General features: G+C 71.6%; 16 protein-coding genes. 9 read left to right on the top strand and 7 right to left on the bottom strand.

Annotated features, from left to right (window positions below; all coding sequences use genetic code 11):
- Positions 1-99: 99 nt before the first annotated feature.
- Positions 100-1,200 (top strand): AbrB family transcriptional regulator, encoded by a 1,101-nt coding sequence (locus tag R0145_RS08445; protein WP_317839930.1) that lies wholly within the window; start codon positions 100-102, stop codon positions 1,198-1,200.
- A 152-nt stretch (positions 1,201-1,352) separates the two neighbouring features.
- Positions 1,353-3,062, top strand: coding sequence for an AMP-binding protein (locus tag R0145_RS08450; protein WP_317839931.1), 1,710 nt, complete (start codon positions 1,353-1,355; stop codon positions 3,060-3,062).
- Positions 3,063-3,156: 94 nt separating this feature from the next.
- On the opposite strand, the gene R0145_RS08455 is transcribed toward R0145_RS08450, so the two are convergent.
- From R0145_RS08455 to R0145_RS08470, 4 genes are all read right to left on the bottom strand, one after another.
- Complete coding sequence (locus tag R0145_RS08455) at positions 3,157-4,707, bottom strand: glucosaminidase domain-containing protein (RefSeq protein WP_317839932.1); 1,551 nt, start codon at positions 4,705-4,707, stop codon at positions 3,157-3,159.
- Between the two features lie 239 nt (positions 4,708-4,946).
- Entirely contained in the window at positions 4,947-5,477 is a 531-nt protein-coding gene (locus tag R0145_RS08460) for a DUF2231 domain-containing protein (RefSeq protein WP_317839933.1), read from the bottom strand.
- Positions 5,478-5,591: 114 nt separating this feature from the next.
- Positions 5,592-6,281 (bottom strand): RNA 2',3'-cyclic phosphodiesterase, encoded by a 690-nt coding sequence (thpR, locus tag R0145_RS08465; protein WP_317839934.1) that lies wholly within the window; start codon positions 6,279-6,281, stop codon positions 5,592-5,594.
- A 40-nt stretch (positions 6,282-6,321) separates the two neighbouring features.
- On the bottom strand, positions 6,322-7,044 hold the full coding sequence (locus R0145_RS08470) for a competence/damage-inducible protein A (RefSeq protein ID WP_317839935.1): 723 nt from the start codon (positions 7,042-7,044) through the stop codon (positions 6,322-6,324).
- Positions 7,045-7,179: 135 nt separating this feature from the next.
- On the opposite strand from R0145_RS08470, the gene R0145_RS08475 reads away from it, so the two are divergent.
- Positions 7,180-8,391 carry an NAD(P)/FAD-dependent oxidoreductase gene (locus R0145_RS08475; RefSeq protein ID WP_317839936.1) on the top strand — a complete coding sequence of 404 codons (1,212 nt, stop codon included), beginning with the start codon at positions 7,180-7,182 and terminating at the stop codon, positions 8,389-8,391.
- A gap of 21 nt (positions 8,392-8,412) precedes the next feature.
- On the opposite strand, the gene R0145_RS08480 is transcribed toward R0145_RS08475, so the two are convergent.
- Positions 8,413-8,895, bottom strand: a complete 483-nt coding sequence (locus R0145_RS08480; protein ID WP_317839937.1) for a MarR family winged helix-turn-helix transcriptional regulator — start codon at positions 8,893-8,895, stop codon at positions 8,413-8,415.
- Between the two features lie 306 nt (positions 8,896-9,201).
- On the opposite strand from R0145_RS08480, the gene R0145_RS08485 reads away from it, so the two are divergent.
- The 5 genes from R0145_RS08485 to R0145_RS08505 all read left to right on the top strand — a co-directional run bounded on the left by R0145_RS08485 (position 9,202) and on the right by R0145_RS08505 (position 15,620).
- Positions 9,202-10,227, top strand: coding sequence for a heparan-alpha-glucosaminide N-acetyltransferase domain-containing protein (locus R0145_RS08485; protein ID WP_317839939.1), 1,026 nt, complete (start codon positions 9,202-9,204; stop codon positions 10,225-10,227).
- Between the two features lie 246 nt (positions 10,228-10,473).
- Entirely contained in the window at positions 10,474-11,754 is a 1,281-nt protein-coding gene (locus tag R0145_RS08490) for an efflux RND transporter periplasmic adaptor subunit (protein WP_317839940.1), read from the top strand.
- Entirely contained in the window at positions 11,754-12,446 is a 693-nt protein-coding gene (locus R0145_RS08495; RefSeq protein WP_317839942.1) for an ABC transporter ATP-binding protein, read from the top strand. The genes R0145_RS08490 and R0145_RS08495 overlap by 1 nt, the downstream gene beginning before the upstream one ends.
- Positions 12,443-13,672 (top strand): ABC transporter permease, encoded by a 1,230-nt coding sequence (locus R0145_RS08500; protein WP_317839944.1) that lies wholly within the window; start codon positions 12,443-12,445, stop codon positions 13,670-13,672. The genes R0145_RS08495 and R0145_RS08500 overlap by 4 nt, the downstream gene beginning before the upstream one ends.
- Before the next feature lie 46 nt (positions 13,673-13,718).
- Positions 13,719-15,620, top strand: a complete 1,902-nt coding sequence (locus R0145_RS08505) for an HlyD family efflux transporter periplasmic adaptor subunit (protein ID WP_317839945.1) — start codon at positions 13,719-13,721, stop codon at positions 15,618-15,620.
- A gap of 64 nt (positions 15,621-15,684) precedes the next feature.
- On the opposite strand, the gene R0145_RS08510 is transcribed toward R0145_RS08505, so the two are convergent.
- Both R0145_RS08510 and ygiD read right to left on the bottom strand, forming a co-directional pair.
- Positions 15,685-16,209: a 2'-5' RNA ligase family protein gene (locus tag R0145_RS08510; RefSeq protein ID WP_317839946.1), complete on the bottom strand. Its 525-nt coding sequence runs from the start codon at positions 16,207-16,209 to the stop codon at positions 15,685-15,687.
- Between the two features lie 81 nt (positions 16,210-16,290).
- Entirely contained in the window at positions 16,291-17,160 is an 870-nt protein-coding gene (ygiD, locus tag R0145_RS08515; protein WP_317839947.1) for a 4,5-DOPA dioxygenase extradiol, read from the bottom strand.
- A 159-nt stretch (positions 17,161-17,319) separates the two neighbouring features.
- Here ygiD and R0145_RS08520 point away from each other — a divergent pair, with 159 nt between their 5' ends.
- Positions 17,320-18,636, top strand: a complete 1,317-nt coding sequence (locus tag R0145_RS08520; RefSeq protein WP_317839949.1) for a low temperature requirement protein A — start codon at positions 17,320-17,322, stop codon at positions 18,634-18,636.
- Positions 18,637-18,641: the final 5 nt, after the last annotated feature.

An 18,641-nucleotide genomic window follows, 5' to 3' on the forward strand; every position in this document is an offset into this window, starting at 1 on the left:
TGGACCTGGCCCGGCCTCGGACCCTCCTGACAGCTCCGAGACTAGTCCGTCGCCGGGCGGTGGTGCGGGGATGCTCCGGACCTGTGGTCGACTGGGGACATGACGTCCCCCGGTCGCATCTTCGGTGAGCAGGTGCATCCTCTCGGGTGGGTAATCCTGCTCGTTCTGACGGCCGGGCTGGTGGTGGCGGCCCGCGGCGTGGGGATCCCCTCCCCCGAGATCCTCGCGGCGATGGTCGCAGGCACCGCGGTGGCCCTCAGTGGGCGTGGCCCCCGCCGGGTGCCGCCGCCACTGGCCGTGGCCGGCCAGGCCGTGATGGGGACTGCGCTCGGGGCGATGGTGACCTCCCAGGAGTTGCGGGCGCTCGCCGCGGACTGGGTCGGAGTCCTCGTCGTCACCGTGCTCACCCTGGTGATCAGCTTCGGCTCCGGGTTCCTGCTCGCCCTGCATCCCGCGGTGGACCGGGTCACCGGGGTGCTGTCGATGGCGGCCGGCGGAGCCAGCGGACTGGTGGCGGTGGCCGGCGATCTCGGTGGCGACATCCGGATGGTCGGCACCCTGCAGTACACCCGGGTGCTGCTGATCACCGCGTCGACGCCGCCGATCGCCGCGTACGTCTTCGGTGCCCCGGCCGCGGCGGTGCCGGCCGGTCCGTCGGACGGTGCCGGTGGGGTCCTGGTCGGGATCGGCTGCACGATCGTCGGCCTGCTGGTCGGCCGCGTCGTCCGGGTGCCCGCCGGTGACCTGCTCGGCCCGATGGTGGTCACCGCCGCGGTGGCGATCTGGGGTGGGGTCCCCGCGCCGGCGCTGCCCGGCGTCGTGGTGGCGGTGGCGTACGTGGTGATCGGCTGGACCGCCACCCTCGGGTTCACCCGGGCGGCGCTGGGGACCGTGGTGCGGGTGCTGCCGCTGTCGCTGGGGCTGGTGTTCGTGTTGATGGTGGTCAGCGCGGTGGCCGGAGTGTGGCTGGCGCGGCTGGCCGGGCTGCCCGACCTGGACGGCTATCTCGCCACCACTCCGGGCGGGATGATGGCGGTGCTGGCGGTCGCCGCGGCGTCGGGTGGCAACGTCACGTTCATCACCGGGGTGCAGGCCGTACGGCTGTTCCTGATGTTGGCGCTCACCCCACTGCTCACCGGCTGGCTGCACCGCCATGCCGGCCCGGCGTCGTCGACCCCGTCCGGTCGCGGGAGCGACTGACCGACCCGGCTGTCGGGACCGCACAACGAGGGCGCGGCACGCTTGTCGGTCCCTCACGGCGAGAACACAGGAACCGCCGCGTATCGTTCTACCTACGCGAGCGTAACCGACGCGAGCGTAACCACGCTGTCACCCGAGATCAGAGGTGCCCCTTGAGCCGAGCAACCGAGCAGATCCGCGCCGCCCGAGACCTGCTGCTGTCCTTCCACGGTCGCGTCGACGAGGCCCGGGCCGCCTTCACCTGGCCCGAGATCTCAGGACCCTTCAACTGGGCGATCGACTGGTTCGACGCGGTGGGCCGGGGCAACGACCGCACCGCGCTGTGGATCTGCCAGGTCGACGGTCGCGAGGACCGGTGGAGCTACGACGACATCGTCCGCCGCTCGGATGCGGTGGCCGGTTGGCTGCGGGAGCAGGGACTCGGCAAGGGCGACACCGTGATGCTGATGCTCGGCAACCAGATCGAGCTGTGGGAGGCGATGCTGGCGGTGATGAAGATCGGCGCGGTGATCCTGCCCACTGCCGAGGCCGTCACCAGCGAGGACCTGGTCGACCGGATCGGCCGGGCCGGCGTCCGGGCGGTCATCGCGAACGCCCCGGACACGCCGAAGTTCGCCACCGTCCCCGGCGACTACGTGCGGATCACCACCGCCGCCGCGCACGACGGCTGGATCTCCTTCGCCGACGCGTACGACCATCCGTCCGAGCCGCAGCCGGTGGTCACCGACGCCGACGACCCGGTGCTGCAGTACTTCACCTCGGGCACCACGAAGGAACCGAAGCTGGTCGGGCACACCCAGCTGTCCTATCCGGTCGGTCACCTCTCGACGACGTACTTCATCGGCGTCCGGCCCGGCGACGTGCACCTCAACATCAGCTCCCCCGGGTGGGGCAAGCATGCCTGGAGCAGCTTCTTCGCCCCGTGGATCGCCGAGGCAACGATCTTCGTCTACAACTACCGGCGTTTCGACGCCCACGAGCTGCTCCGGCACATGCGCCGGGTGGACGTCGCCACGTTCTGCGCCCCGCCGACGGTGTGGCGGATGATGATCCAGGCCGATCTCGGTGAGCGGCCCGCTTCCCTGCGGGAGGTCGTCGGCGCCGGGGAGCCGCTGAACCCCGAGGTGATCCGCTCGGTGCAGGAGCGGTGGGGGCTGACCATTCGCGACGGCTATGGGCAGACCGAGACCACCGCGCAGATCGGCAACGTTCCCGGCGAGCCGGTGAAGCCCGGGTCGATGGGCAAGCCGTTGCCGGGGGTGCCGATCGAGATCGTCGACCCGGAGACCGGTGAACCGTCCGAGATCGGTGAGATCTGCCTGCGGCTGGACGCCCGGCCGCTCAACCTGATGCACGGCTACGTGGGCATGCCGGAACTCACCCGGCAGGTGCAGCACGGCGGCTACTACCACACCGGCGATCTGGTGACCCGGGACAAGGACGGATACATCACTTACGTCGGACGCACCGACGACGTGTTCAAGGCCTCCGACTACAAGGTCTCGCCGTTCGAGCTGGAGAGCGTCCTGATCGAGCACCCGGCGGTCGCCGAGGCCGCCGTCGTACCGTCCCCCGATCCGACCCGGCTGGCGGTCCCGAAGGCGTACGTCACGCTCGCCCCGGGCTTCGAGCGCACCCGGGAGACGGCCCTGTCGATCCTGGCGTACGCGCGGGATCACCTGGCGCCCTACCTGCGGGTGCGCCGGCTGGAGTTCGACGAGCTGCCGAAGACCATCTCCGGCAAGATCCGCCGGGTGGCGTTGCGTGGCCGGGAACTGGCGGCCCAACGCGGTGCCCACGCCGAGCCAGGACGCACCGAATACCGCTACGAGGACTTCCCGGAGCTCCGTACGCAGCACTGACGGCTCCGGCGGGGCCCACCCCGGCCGACCGATACGTACGACAGGAGGGGCGGACCGTGGTGGTCCGCCCCTCCTGGTCGGTGATCGGGACTGCTCAGCCCTGGTCGTGGCTGCCGCGGCCGCCGCGGGAGGTGGTGAGCAGGGTGGCCCCGGCCGCGAGGATGCCCAGCCCCAGCAGGCCGAAGACGGCCGCCGGTCCGCCGGTCCGGGGCAGTCGCGCCGCGATGTTCTTCGCCGCGTCGTCGGCGACCTGGGTGGCCGAACCGCCGGTGGTGTTACCCGGTTTCTGTGTTGTCGAGGCGGAGGAGTGGATCGGGGCCGGCGAGGGGCTGGCCGAGGTGGCGGCCACCTGGCCCGTGGCCGCGGCCCGGCCGGCCGGCCACACCGGCGTGGCCGTCGCCGACGGCTTGGCGGTCGGTGAGGACGATGCCGACGGCGAGGAGACGGCAGAGCGGGAGGTCGTGGCGCTCGCCGACGGGCCGCTGGTCGGCAGCCGGTCGTCCCGATCCAGCCCGGTGTCGCTGGCCGAGGCGACGGAGGGATCTGCCCCGGTCAGCGTGCCGGACGTCGAGGTGGTGGTACCGGCCGGGATGGTCGTCGACCCCTCGGTGTAGCCGGTGCCGGCCGCGCCCTGGAACCGGATGATGACCTCGTAGTTCGGCACCTTGCTCCAGCCGGCCGGCAGGTCCAGCCCGGCGCTGAGGCGGCCCTCCGCATCCGTGGTCACCGTCCCCAACGTGGCACCGGTGGTGTCGACCACCGGGAATGCCGTGTTGGCGAGCGGCTTCCCGTTGGCGTCGTAGACGATCCCGCTGAAGTACACCCGGTTGGTCTGCGGGTTGATCACCCAGATCACCCCGGTCACGGTGGCGGGGTTGTCACCGGACGCGGCCGTGCCGGTGCCGACCGATGCGCTCGGGGAGGCCGAGGGGGTCGGCAGCAGGGGCGACGAGCTGGCGCTCGGCGTCGCGGACGGCTTGGCGGAGGTCACCGCAGAGACGCTCGCGGAGGGAGAGGCAGTCGACGAGGGCGAGCTGCTGGCGGACGGCGATGCACTCGGCGACGTGGCCGTCGACGACGGCGTGGGGGTCGAGGTGGTCTGGTTCGAGACCTGGTCGGCGGTCGCCGCGGCCGCTGGGAGCTTGTCGTACTGGTAGAGGTCGTACTGCTTCATGATCTTGATCACAGAGTCCGCGTACGCCGGATCGGTGGCATAGCCGCCGGCGGCGATGGCGCGGATGAACTGGTCCGGATCATCTGTGTGGTCGAACGCCGCCCGGTATCGACTCAGTGACGTCAGCAGGCGACCGTAATCGGAGAAGGAATCCGCGGTGGTCGCGTACGTCCGGAATCCGTCGACGATCGTCGTGGACCCGGACGCGGAGTATTCCTTCGTCTGTAACGAAACGCAGCCCTGTTGGAAGGGGCTCTTCTGCGAGGTGCATTTGATGCCGAAATAGTTGTGATAGGTCCGGGAGAGGGAAGAATCTCCCCAACCGGACTCGAGGATCGACTGTGCCATGGCGACGGCGGCGGGAACCTTGTATTCCCGTTGCACACCTTGGGCGGCGTCGAGCGTCTGCTTGATGTACGTGGAAGGAGCGAGGGCCCTTGCGTACGGGGAGAAGATCGCTCCACCGAACACGAGAAGAACCGACGCCGCAGCGGTCAGGATTACTCGTAGTGTTCGTGCCACGTTGACACCATGGAAAATGTCCTCGGTCGGCGGCAAGTATCAGCCTGAAGCTCAGGTTGAGAGAACAGGGCTCTCCGAGGACCTGTTCCGAGATCGGAAAAGGGCGTCGACCGGCCTCTCTGTGAAGACCTGTCGACGCCCCTGTGAGGGCCTGCGGTGACCGCCGGTGGAGCGGCTCGGACGCCCTGTCAGTTCCCGGCTGCCGGTGAGGTCGCGGCGATCCGGGCCCGCCAGGCGGCACTGGCCCCGGTGTGACCGGCGTACACGACCGAGCCGAGCAGACCGAGCGACACCACGATCACCAGGACCGCCGCGGACACCGGCAGCACGCCGTGCGGCTGCTTCCCACCACGGGAGCGCAGGGCCCACAGCACGGCCGCCAGGACGACCAGCATGAAGAGGATCCCGACGGCCCCGGCCAGGTCACCCAGCTCACTGTGGTCGAGGATCGCCTGCACCTGCGGGTCGGCGCTGCCGCGGCGCGCCACGGTCCCGAGGTCGGGGACCAGCCGGCCGGCCAGCCGCTCACCGCTCTCCTTGGTGACGAAGGCACTCACCCCGGCGACGACCGCCAGCACCACGACGGGCCACTTCAGCACCGGCCGCCAAGAGGGGCGGACGGCATGGGCGATCGCCGCCAGGGCGGCGATCGGTCCGAGCACGACATACGCGTGGAGGACGAGGATGTGGACAGGGAGCCCGAAGATCACGTCGAACATGGCGGCAGCCTAGGCTTCCGGGGGCGGCGGACAGGCCAGGGTCGCCTTACGCGCCGAGCCGAGCTTCGAGGCCCGGGATCGGCGCCGACCCGCGCTGTCGCGCGCCGTTCGCGATCAGTCGAGGGAGCCCGGGAACGGGTCACTGACGTACGTGGGTGCCGGGGCGCCGAGCCGCCAGGCGGCACGCTCGAGGTAGCGGGGCCGACCCTGCTCCCCCTTCCCCAGCTGTGACTCCACCAGGAGGATCCGGTCGGCCACCCAGGCTGGCCCGGTGGGCGCGCCGGGCAGCGCCAGGTAGCCGGAGAGGTCGCGGGCCCGGCTGCTCCGTCCGACAGTGAGGTGCGGACGAAACTTCGCGTCATCCGGATCGGCCCCGGCCGCTGCGGCGGCTCGTCGACAGGCCCCCGCCACCGCGCCCAGCGTGGAGAGTGGACGACGGAGATCCGTACCGTCATTCGTCGGCCGGTCCTGCAGCCCGATCCAGGCGATGTGGGCGGATCCGGCCCGTGGAAAGGCCCCCGGACGAGCCCAGCCCAGCGGCAGCGGCACCGCGCGCGCCGCGAGCCGGGTGATCCGGCCGGCCAGTCGCCGGTACGCCGCCTCGTCGACGGCGGGCAGGAAGACCAGCGTCACATGCCAGGTCGCCGCGGCCATGGTCCGCCACCCGGTCGGCAGCGGGCCGTTCGCCGGGACAGCCAGCCACCGGGTGAGGACCTCCGTCGCGGCCGGGTCCGGCACCAGGGCGAGGAACACCCGCCGGGTGGCGGGCCGCCCCGGAGGATCAACCGGAAGGATGACGGACACCGGACACCACCACGGAGGAACACATCGGGAAGAGGAGGGACTACAGCGGGAAGGTGCTGTGCAGCGCGGAGATCGCCGCGGCGACGCGGCCGGCGTCATCGCCGCGGACGACGATCGTGGTGCCGGAGCGGCCCTCGAGCATGGACGGGTAGGACCCGATGGCCAGGTCGGCGTACGTCTCCGCCAGGGTGCGCAGCTCACCGGCGATGGAGCTCTCCGGACGCTGCACCCGGTAGTCGCGGACGGTGAGTGGGCGCCCGTGGGCCAGGCCGGGCAGCACCGCCTCGACCATGCCGCGGAAGATGATCGGCACGCCGGCCATCACGTGCACGTTGCCGACGGTGAAGCCGGGGGCGCCGGACAGGCCGTTGTCGATCAGGCTGGCGCCGGCCGGCACCCGGGCCATCCGCTGCTCCTCCACCGTGTACGTCATCCCGCGCGCCGCGCAGAAGCCCTGGATCCGGCGCTCGGCCTCGGGATCGATGACGATCGGGACGCCGAACGCCGCCGCGATGGCGTCGGCGGTGATGTCGTCGTGGGTGGGCCCGATGCCACCGGAGGTGAACACGTGGGCGTACGCCCCGCGCAGCGCGTCCACTGCCCCGACGATGGCGTCATGGTCGTCGGGGACGATCCGTACCTCCCGCAGGTCGATCCCGTGCGCGCTGAGTACGCCGGCGAGGTGGTACATGTTCTCGTCGCGGGTACGTCCGGACAGGATCTCGTCGCCGATCACCAGGATGGCTGCCGTGGGGTTGGACACGCCCACGATCCTAGTCAGCCCCCGCCGGCGGGGGCCCGGTGGCCCGCGGCGACGACCTGTCGGGCCCGGTCCACTCGTCCTACCATGAGTCAACGGCCGGGGAACGGTCCCGGGTCCGATCCGGACGGAGTGGACATGTCGGAGCAGGCGATCGTCGTTGTCGGGGCCGGGCTGGCCGGGGCCCACGTCGTCCAGGGGCTGCGGGCCGAGGGGTTCGCCGGTCCGATCACGCTGCTGGGCCAGGAGTCCGAGCTCCCGTACGACCGGACCAAGCTGTCGAAGGAGTACCTGCAGGGTCGGATGGACCGGACCGCCATCCGGCTGCACGACGAGACCTGGTACGTCGATCACGAGGTCGACCTGCGGCTCGGCACGGTCGTCGAGTCGATCGACCGGGCCGCCCGGACGGTCCGGCTGACCACCGGGGAGACGCTCCCCTATCACCGGCTGGTCCTGGCCACCGGCGCGGACTCCCGCCGGATCCCGTTCCCCGGCGCGGACCTGCCCGGGGTGATGGCGCTGCGTGAGCTGGGTGAATCCGATGCGCTGAAGGACCTCTTCGCGGCCGGCGGCCAGCTGGCCGTGGTGGGCGCCGGCTGGATCGGTCTCGAGGTGGCCGCCTCGGCCCGGCAGGCCGGGATGACCGTGACGGTGGTCGCCCCCAACGTGCAACCGCTGGACAACATCCTGGGGCCCCGGATCGGCGCGTACTTCGCCGACCTGCACGTCCGCAACGGCATCGACCTGAGGATGGGGGTCGGCGCCCGGGGCGTCCTGGAACGTGACGGTCGCGCCGGGGGCATCGTGACCGACCACGGCGACATCGCCGCCGATGCGGTGCTGATCGCCGTCGGCGCCGTCCCCCGGGTCGCCCTTGCCGAGCAGGCCGGTCTGGCGGTGGACAACGGGGTGCTGACCGACGAGCGGCTGGTCACCAGCGATCCGGCGATCCTGGCCGTCGGCGACATCGCCAACGCCCACAACACCCTCCTCGGCCAGCGACTGCGGCGCGAGCACTGGGACAACGCCCTGCGCCAGGGCGCACTGGCGGCCCGGACGATCCTCGACCTGGCAGGCACGTACGACTGGCAGCCGTACTTCTACACCGACCAGTTCGACCTCGGGATGGAGTACGTCGGCAACAACCTCGCCAGCGACGAGCCGGTGGTGCGCGGCGCGCTGGAATCGGGTGAGTTCATCGTGTTCTGGCAGCGTGACGGGGTCGTCACCGCAGCGATGAACGTCAACATCTGGGACGTCAACGACACCCTGCGCGGGATCGTCGGCCGGCGGGTGGACCGGGAGCGACTGGTCGACCAGGAGATCCCGCTGGCCGACCTCCCCTGATCGTCCCCGCCCGCTGGGGATTCACCGGGCTTCCGGGCGGATCCGATCCTCCTCGGAGCCGACCAGGGTCGGCCGCAGGGCAGCGACCACGGGCGCCAGCTCCGCGACGTCGGCAGCCTCGGCCAGCGCGGATGTCAGGGCGGATCCGTACGCGCCGCGGGCACCGTCGAGGGCGGCCCGGCCCTGGTCGGTGAGCTCGGCGTAGATACCGCGGCGGTCGTCCGCGCACAGGTAGCGGGCAAGCAGGCCGCGGTGCTCGAGACGGTCGACGAGGCGGGTGGTGGCGCTCTCCGACAGCGCGGTCGCCCGGGCCACCTGGCTCATCCGCAGGTGGTGACGGCCGTGCTGGCGACAGAGCACGTCCAGCAGGGTGTACTCGACCACCGACAGTCCGGCCTCCTCCCGCAGGGCTTGATCGGCGGCCCGCTCGACCCGCGCGTGCAGCTCGGCGACCAACCGCCAGCCCTGGGCGCGCACCTCGGGCGCGTCATCCGGATATCCCACTGTTCCACCTCCCTGACCTCGGCCCTCGACCCGTGTTGCACCCGAAGGTACCCCGCGTGTGCAACAACTGCCAGCTCTGACCCCAGGGGGCCGGATCCGGTTGCCACCCGCGAGCCCTCCTTCCGCTGCGCGCGGATAAACTGACGGTGAACCGTTCCCGGTCCAGGATGACGACAACGGAACTGATCGACGCGCTGCGTCACCACTGACCGGCATCGCCCGATCGGCGCCGGCCCCACCGCCCGGCGGCCGGACCCGTCGACGATGTCGGAACCAGGCCCTGTTTCCGATGATCCGGAGGACGACATGCACGATCGTGCGGGTCAGGTCCACGCACGCGTCACCCCCACCGCCGTCTCGCCGGCGCCGCGGAACGCCGCCATCGACGCCTACCGAGGCATCGCGGTGCTGGTGATGGCGGTGGGCAACCTCGGGCTGGGGGTCCGCTGGGTGCCGGCGGCGCTGAAGCACGCCACCGACATCGGCTTCACCATCGCCGACGTCGTCGCCCCGATGTTCATGCTCTCGATCGCCCTCGTCGTCGGGCTACGCGTCGAGGGGTGGCGGGCCGCCCCGGACAAGCGGCCGATCCGCGGCCGGATGGCCCGGCGCGGGCTGATGCTGCTCGGGTTGGGCGCGGTGATCAGCGGCGGTCAGGCGCTGACCGTGGCCGCGGGCCCGACCGCACTGTCCTGGGGCGTGCTGCAGGCGATCGGCGCCGCGACCCTGCTGCTGCTCCCGGTGGTGCTGCTGCCCGCCTGGGCGCGGTTGGCGAGCGGGGTGGGCTGTCTCCTCGTCTACCAGGTGCTGCTCGATCGCTTCTTCCTGCAGGCGGTGCTGCAGATCTCCTTCGACAGCATCCTCGGCACCCTGTCGTGGGGTGGTTTCTTGATGATCGCGAGCGCGGTCGCCGAGCAGTGGCACCGGACGCGGGGGGCGGTGCGACGTACGGTGCTGCTGGCGACGGTCGGCTTGGGGTCGGCGCTGCTGGCCTGGGGCCTCTCCCCCTGGATCCCGGTCTCGAAGAACCGGGCGTCGCTCACGTACGAACTGCTCGCCCTCGGGCTGTGCCTGCTGCTCTTCGCGATCGTCGCTGCGATCCTCGACGGCCACCCGCACCGTTGGCACTGGCTGCAGAGCCCGGGGCGTCATCCGTTGCCGCTCTACTTCGCCCACCTGATCACCATGGCCTTCCTCACCCTGCCCGGGGTGGACGGCTGGTATGCCGGGGCGCCGGTGTGGCTGACCCTGGTACAGGCGGCGGTGATGGTCGCGGTGCTGCTGACGGTGGCTGCGGTGTTCGATCGGCGTGGCTGGTCGCTGCGCCTCTGAGCGGTCGTCGTCCCGTCTCCTCCGCCGGCCGGCCGGGTCCCCTCGGGAGGATCCCCCGGTCATCCCCGAGCGGCGTCGTCACCGGTTCCGGTCGGAGCCGGGGCAGGACTAGGGTCGACCCGGACAGCGCCGGATCAGGCCGTCAGGTCTCCCAGCTGATCCACAGCTTCGCGCAAGACTGCGCATATGGAGGCGGAGCACGATCCGTGCGCCACGGAGGGACCTGACGGAAGGTCGTAGGAACACATGGGTGAGACTTCAGCCGAGGGATCGGCCGCGACATCGTCGACCACGGGCCGTGCCCCGGACCGGCGACGGCGTCGCACGATCATCATCGTGGTGTCCGTCGTGGTCGTCGTGGCCGTCGTCGTGACGACGATCGCCCTCGCGCTGCGCCCACGTCGGGCGGCGCCGACGGTCGCCTCGTCGACCTACACGGTGCAGCCGTCCTCGCTGACCCGATCGGTGACCGCCTCCGGGACCTTCGAACCGGTGCAGCAGCTGTCGGTGAGCTTCCCTGCCTCCGGCACCATCACCGACGTCAGGGTGGCCGTGGGCGACAAGGTGTCCAAGGGCCAGGTGTTGGCCACCGAGGACTCGGCGGCACTCGGCGCGGCGCTGCAGAGCGCCCAGGCCTCCGTGGACTCAGCCCAGGCCCAGGTCGACGCTCTCACCTCGTCGGCGACGACCGCGCAGCGGACCGCCGCCCAGGCCACGCTCGCCTCCGACCGGGCCAAGCTCACCCAGGCGCAGGCGAACTACGACGGTGCCACTCTCACCGCGCCGATCGCCGGGACCGTCGCGGTGGTGAACATCAGCAAGGGCGGCGTCGCCTCCGGGACCGGCGGTGGTTCCGGATCGAGCGGGTCGTCCTCCGCTGCGGGCTCCGCAGGGTCCGGATCGTCGGGGTCGGGGTCCGGCGCGGCGGCCGCCGCGGCCGGCAGTTCCTCGTCCAGCACGTCCGGTGACGTGGTGGTGGTCGACACCTCCTCCTGGCAGGTCGACGCCTCGGTAGGCGCCGCGGACCTCCCCTCGGTGAAGCCCGGTCAGGCGGTCACCGTCACCGCACCCGATGGGCGTACGTCGCTGACCGGCTCGGTCAGCAGCGTCAGCCAGGTCGCCACCGCCAGTTCGTCGTCCACCAGCGGCACCTCCTCGGCCACCTTCCCGGTGGTCGTCGACGTGACCGATCTCAAGGGCGCCCAGTTGTTCATCGGCAGCACCACCACGGTGTCGATCGCGGTGGAGCAGCTCGACAACGTCCTCGCCGTGCCGACCACAGCGATCGTCCAGGCGAACGGCCACCCTGCGGTCCGGGTGGTGTCGAACGGCGCCACCACGGAGCGGGCGGTGACCCTCGGCGCGGTGATCGGACAGCGCACCGTGGTGACCGACGGACTGACCGCCGGTGACACGATCGTCGTCCCCGGGGTCGGCGGCGTACGCGGCACCGCCAGCGCCTCGCCCGGAGCCACCGGCCAGCGCGGATCGGCCAGCGGCGGAATGTTCAGCCGGGGCGGTCGGTGATGGCCCCGATCCTGTCGCTGCGTGACATCCACAAGACCTACTCCAACGGATCCATCTCGCTGGAAGCCCTGCGCGGCATCGACCTTGATGTCGAGGAGGGCGACTACGTCGCGATCATGGGCCCCTCGGGGAGCGGCAAGTCGACGCTGATGCACATCCTCGGCTGCCTCGACATCGCCACCTCCGGCCGCTACCTGCTGGCCGGGCGGGACGTCAGCACGCTGTCGGAGAAACAGCTGGCGGAGGTGCGCAACCGATCCATCGGGTTCGTCTTCCAGCAGTTCAACCTGCTGCCGAGCATGACCGCCCTGCACAATGTCGAGCTGCCGCTGGTCTACGCCGGGGTCGGCCGGGCCGAGCGGAACGCCCGGGCCCGGGAGGTACTCGAGGCCGTCGGGCTGGCCGACCGGATGGCGCACCGCCCCGGTGAGCTGTCGGGCGGCCAGCAGCAGCGCGTGTCGATCGCCCGGGCGCTGGTGAACAATCCGGACATCCTGCTCGCCGACGAACCCACCGGCAACCTCGACTCGGCGTCCACCGAGGACGTGCTGGACCTGCTGTCCGGACTGCACGCCCGGGGCCGCACCATCATCCTGATCACCCACGAGCACGATGTGGCGTTGCGGTCGGTGCACCAGTACTCCATCCGGGACGGGCTGCTCAGCCCGCTGGAGACGGGAAGCCTCGCATGATGGAGTTCCGCGAGACGCTGCGGACGGCGATCACCGCGATCCTCGGCCGCAAGCTGCGGTCGGCACTGACGATGCTCGGCATCCTGATCGGCATCGCCGCGGTGATGCTGACAGTGGGCCTGGGCCAGGGTGCCCAGGCGGCGATCACCGGCCAGATCAACGCATTGGGCTCCAACCTGTTGATCGTCACCCCCGGCAGCAGCACCAGCCTGACCGGCGTCCGTGGCGGCGCCGGCAGTGCCACCACCCTGACCCTGGACGACGCCACCATGCTGGCCGACCGGGCGGTGGCCCCCGATGTGCAGGCGGTGGCGCCGGTGGTCCAGACCTCGACCTCGGTCGTCGCCGGCGACACCAACTGGACCAGCACGGTGGTCGGCACCACGCCCGACTGGACCACCGTCCGGGCCCGGACCGTCACCGAGGGACGCTTCTTCACCACCGACGAGAACGCCGCCCAGGCCCCGGTCGCGGTGATCGGGTCGACCACCGCGACGAATCTCTTCGGCACCCGCTCCCCCGTCGGGCAGACCATCCAGGTGCACGGCGCCACCCTCACGGTGGTCGGCGTGCTGAACACCGCCGGTAGCTCCATCACCGGCGACCAGGACGACCAGGTGATCGTCCCGATCGCCACGTTCACCCAGCGGATCCAGGGCACCACCGGGCTCAGCGTGTCGACCGTCTACATCTCGGCGGCCAGCCAGGAGGCGCTGTCGGCGGCGTACCAGGAGACCGACGCCGCCCTCAACACCGCGCACAGGACCACGCCGGACACCGCGGACTTCGCGGTCGCCTCCCAGCAGACGCTGGTCAACACGGTGGCCACCACCACCGCGACGTTGACCGCCCTGCTCGGCAGCGTGGCGGCGATCTCGCTGTTGGTGGGCGGCATCGGGGTGATGAACATCATGCTCGTGTCGGTGACCGAACGGACCCGGGAGATCGGCCTGCGCAAGGCCCTGGGCGCCACCCCGGCGGCGATCCTGCGGCAGTTCCTCGCCGAGGCGAGCCTGCTCGGCCTGCTCGGCGGACTCGCCGGCGTGCTGCTGGGGCTGGGCGGGGCCGCAGCCCTGTCCCAGGTGGTGAAGTTCCAGGTCACGCCGTCCTGGCCGGCCACCCTGGTGGCCCTGGGGGTGTCGTTGCTGATCGGTGTGGTGGCCGGGGTGTATCCGGCCGCGCGGGCCGCGCGGCTCGCGCCCATCGACGCCCTGCGGACCGAGTGAGGGGACGTACGGCATGAGCGCACGCAATCGTCGAGGAGGAAACACGATGAACCGACGCCGGATGGTGATCGCCGGGGTGGTCGCCGTCGCGGTGGTGGGGGTCGCGGCCACCGCGTACGCGATCAACTCCTCCGGCAGCTCGGCGTCGGATCGCTACCGGACGACCACCGCCACCCGCGGTGACCTCACCGCCACGGTGAGCCTCAGCGGCTCCCTCACGCACGTCGACTCGGTCACCGCCGCGTTCCCCGCCTCGGGCGTGGTGACCTCGGTGTCGGTGCACGCCGGCCAACAGGTGACGGCCGGCGACACCCTCGCCACCATGGACACCACCCCGCTGCGCGCCGCCCTGCTCGAGGCCCAGTCCCAGGTGGCCGCCGCCCAACTCGCGATCGAGCAGGACCGCACCGCGATCGACACCGCGACCCCCTCGGCCACCGCACAGGCCGGCAGCACCGGCCAGGGCAGCGCCGCATCGGGGTCCGCGGCGACCGGGACCTCCGGGGCCGGGGCTACCGCATCACGTACGGGTGCCACCTCGACCGGTGGATCCACCTCCGGAGCGGGCGGCTCCACCGGCGCGAGCAGTGGCGCGGCGAGCAAGGTAGCGGCCTCCCAGGCGGAGGTCACCAAGGCCCTGGCCGCGGTCGATGAGGCGCAGCAGGCGGTCAACAGCTCCTGCACCGAATTCCTGTCGGGTCTGGGGCAGGGCACAGCGGATCCGGGGCCCTCGGCCGCACCGGTGGCCGCTCGGACCACGCCGTCCCCGAGCCCGGACGAGTCGGCAGGCACCACCCCGCCGTCGTCGTCGGCTCCCGCCGCCGGCCAGCCCTCCTCCGCGCACGCATCCACGCCCACCGGTGCTGGCTCGGTGTCACCCTCCCTGTCTGCGTCGCCCGCTCCGACGTCTTCGAGCATCGATCCGAAGGCGCTCGAGACCTGCATGACCGCTCTCAGCGCCCTCAGCGAGGCACAGCACAAGGCGGCCCTCACCCTGGATGCCGGTGCCACGGCGCTCACCCAGCAGGCCCAGAGCCAGGCCCAGAGTCAACAGTCGGCCGCCACCCGGACCACCGGCTCGACGACCGTCCCGTCCACCGCGGCCCGGTCCGGTGCCACCGCCGGCCAGTCCGCCCAGTCGGGTCAGGGGGGCACCGGCGCGACCTCGCCCCAGGCGAAGCTGCTCGCCGACCAGGGCACCCTGGCCGTCGCCCAGCAACAGCAGACCCAGGCGCAGAACAATCTCGATGCCGCCAGCCTCACGGCACCGATCAGTGGCGTCGTCGGTGCCGTCGACCTCTCGGTCGGCAACCGGGCGACGCCGACGAAGGGCATCGTCATCATCGGCCCCGGCGCCGCCCAGGTGGACGCCACCGCCTCACTGGCCGACCTGCAGCAGGTCACGGTCGGTGACCACGTGCAGGTACGTACGGTCGGCTCTTCCACCGCACTGGACGGCTCTCTCACCGCGGTCGGCGCGCTGCCCTCCAGCGGCGCCGGCACCGACGCGCCCAGCTACCCGGTGGTGGTCAGTGTGCCGAGCGGCGCCGGCGGGCTGCCCGAGGGAGCCCCGTCGACCGCGTCGATCGTGACCACCTCGCTGAACAGCGCCCTCGTCATCCCCTCCTCGGCGCTCACCACCAGCTCCACCGGGGCGACCACGGTCACGACGTTGGCCGACGGCGCCACGCGTACGGTCGACGTCTCGGTGGGCGCCCGAGGACAGGGCCGGGTGCAGATCCTCAGCGGGATCAGCGCCTCGGACGTGATCGTCCTCGCCGATCTCACCGCGCCGCTGCCGGACACGAACCTCAACAACGCCCGCCGGGCCCTGGGCGGTGGGTCCGGTGCCCAGGGCGGTGGGTCCGCCTCCGCCGGCGGCGGCTCCGGTGCCGCAGGTGGTAACTCCGGTCCTGCTGCGGGCGGCGGCTCCGGTTCCGGCGGGTAAGCCGGCGACGCCGGCCGGCGGACGAGCGGTCGGGGCCCGCCCGGCGCGGTCGCGGCGACATGCCTCAGGGGATCGTGTCCAATGGCCAGCGCTCCCCCGTCCCGCTGTCGATCAGGGCGGCACCGACGACCCGGACCGTCAGCGGCAACGCGTCGGACACCGCCCGAGCCACCAGCGGCAGCTGGGCCTCCTTGGCCCGGGTGGCCAGCGACACGTGCGGCACCCACGCCCCGCGGGCGTAGTGCCGGTGGAGGTCGGCCCCCGTTCCGGTCACCGCAGCGGCGACCGTCTCCTGGCGCCGCGCGACGTCGGCCGTCACCGAGGCGGCCAGCGCCGCCCTGCCGCGGGAGAAGGCGAGCATGCCGTGGAACTCCACCGGGAACCCTCCGGCGTCGGGCAGCGCGCCGATCCACCCGCGTACCCTCGCCAGCTCCCAGCGCACCGCCACCGCGTACGACAGGTGCGGCAGATGGTGCCCGTGGGTGTGGGTGAGCAGGGTGGACACTCCCTCGCCTTCGAGCCGGGTCCAGATCTCACGGATGACGCGGTCGCCCTCCCGGTCGAAGAGCAGACACACGGCGAGGGACATGGCCTCATCATCCTCCGGCCGGCTGCACGTGACAGGCGATCGACCGGGCGGAACGCAGATGGGGTGCAGCGACGGTGGGGCTCAGATGTTGGCGGAGTCCGCCGGCGCCTCGTCGGCGAGGGTCTGGTCGCCGGTGAGCTGCTGGTCGACCTCGCAGTGCAGATCGAGGGTGTAGGCCGTCATCGACAGCGAGCCGTACGCGTAGCCGTCGACCAGCACCTCCGGTCCGGCGCCGGCGACTCCGGCCAGACCACCCAGGTACAGCAGCGGCAGGAAGTGGTCCGGGGTCGGCACCGAGGCGGCGAAATCTCGGTGGTCGGCCAGCCGGGCCAGACCGCTCGGGTCCTCGAGGACGGCTGCCTTGGCGTCCTCGTTGAACCGCCGCGCCCAGTCGAACCCATGGTCCGGCTGCTGCCAGTCGATCGCCCTCAGGTTGTGCACCACATTGCCACTGGCCAGCACCAGCACCCCGTGCTCCCGCAAGGAGGCGAGCCGGGCGCCCAGCGCCAGGTGGTAGTCGAGCGGCTTGCCCGCGTTCACGCTCAGCTGCACCACCGGGATGTCGGCGTCCGGGAAGGCGTGCACCAGGACCGACCAGGCGCCGTGGTCGATCCCCCACGAGTCGCTGTCGGCACCGACCCACATCGGGTGCACCGCGTCGGCGACCTCGGTCGCCAGTTCGGGCAGACCCGGGGCGGGGTACTCGACCTCGAACAGCCGGCGGGGGAACCCGTAGAAGTCGTGGATCGTCCGTGGTTTCGGCATCGCCGTCACCGCGGTCGCCTGGATGTACCAGTGCGCCGAGATGACCAGGATCGCCCGTGGCCGAGGCACCGCGCGGCCGAAGGCCCGCCAGGCCCCGCTGTAGCGGTTGAGTTCCAGCGCGTTCATCGGCGTGCCGTGGCCGACGAAGGCCGCGGGCATCAGGTCCGGCGCGGTCTGTGCACTCATGGGGTCCTCCGAGGTCGTACGACGTGGTCCGGAGACCAGGGTAGTGCGGTGACCGGGGGCGGGAACGGAGGTGGGTCGGGCGGCACGGCGGCCGTCGGGGACGACGGCGTCGGTGGCACCGAGGTGGGCCGCTGCGCCGGTCTGCGGAACACTGTTCCCATGACACCCGTACCGGAGTCAGGTCCCGCCCCGGAGTCGACGCCTGCGCCGGGATCCCTCGGCCGGCACCGCCTGTCCCCCCTGCTCCCCCGCGACACGGAAGAGCAGCACCGGGTCGCGTCGCCGCTGGAACTGCTGTTCGACCTGACCTTCGCGGTCGCGTTCGGGCTGAGCGGCACCCAGTTCGCCCATTTCCTGGCCGAGGGCCATGTCGCCACCGCGCTGCTCGGTTTCGCGATCGCCGGTTTCGCGATCGTCTGGGCGTGGATCAACTACTCCTGGTTCGCCTCCGCCTATGCCAACGACGACTGGGCGTTCCGGCTGATGTCGATGGCGATCATGGTCGGTGTGGTGGTGCTGGCGCTGGGCATCCCGCCGATGTACGAGTCGTTGGAGTCGCCGCATTTCGACAACCGGACGATCATCCTGGGCTATGTCGTGATGCGACTGCCGCTGCTGGCGGGCTGGGGACGAGCCTGGGCGGTGGACGTGCTGCGCCGCCCGGCGATCGCGCTCTACATCGGGTCGATCCTCGTCGCCCAGGCCTGCTGGATCGTCGTCGCGGTGCTGCCGTTGACTGTCACCCAGACGCTGTGGTGCACGGTCGGGCTGGTGGTCATCGAAGTGTCCGGGCCGTTCCTCGCCGAACGTCGGGCCGCCACGCCGTGGCATGCCCACCACATCGTCGAGCGGTACGGGCTGCTGCTGATCATCACCCTCGGTGAGGGGGTGATCGGCACTGTCGCGGCACTGTCGGCCCTGATCGACCGGGAGCACTGGACCATCGAGGCGGTGCTGGTCGTGGTGGCGGGCATCGGGCTCACCTTCGGACTGTGGTGGGTGTACTTCGCCGTCGACACCGCGCAGATCCTGCACCATTACCGGGAACGCTCCTTCCTCTTCGGCTACCTGCACCTGCCGCTGTTCCTGACGGTCGCGGCCACCGGCGCGGGACTGCATGTCGCCGGGCTGTGGGTGGCCGGCGAGTCCTCGCTACCGCTGCCCGGGGTGGTCGGCGCGGTGGCCGTACCCGTCCTGACGTACGTCGCGCTGGTCAACGGGATCTACGCCCTGATGCACCGCGGTGGCGAGGGCGGGCATGCCCTCTTCCACACCATGGTCTTCGTCGTCACCGCGCTGGTGATCGGCGCCGCGGTCGTGCTGGCGTACGCCGGGGTCTCGTTGGGCTGGTGCCTGGTCGTCGTCATGCTCGGGCCGCTGGTGACGGTCCTCGGTCTGGAGACGGGTGGCTTCCGGCACATCGAGGCCGACCAGGCGGCACTGCTGGCGAAGGCCCGCTCCCGACACGAGGACTGAGCCGC

Source organism: Raineyella sp. W15-4 (genome assembly GCF_033170155.1).
In the GTDB taxonomy this organism is placed as follows: domain Bacteria; phylum Actinomycetota; class Actinomycetes; order Propionibacteriales; family Propionibacteriaceae; genus Raineyella.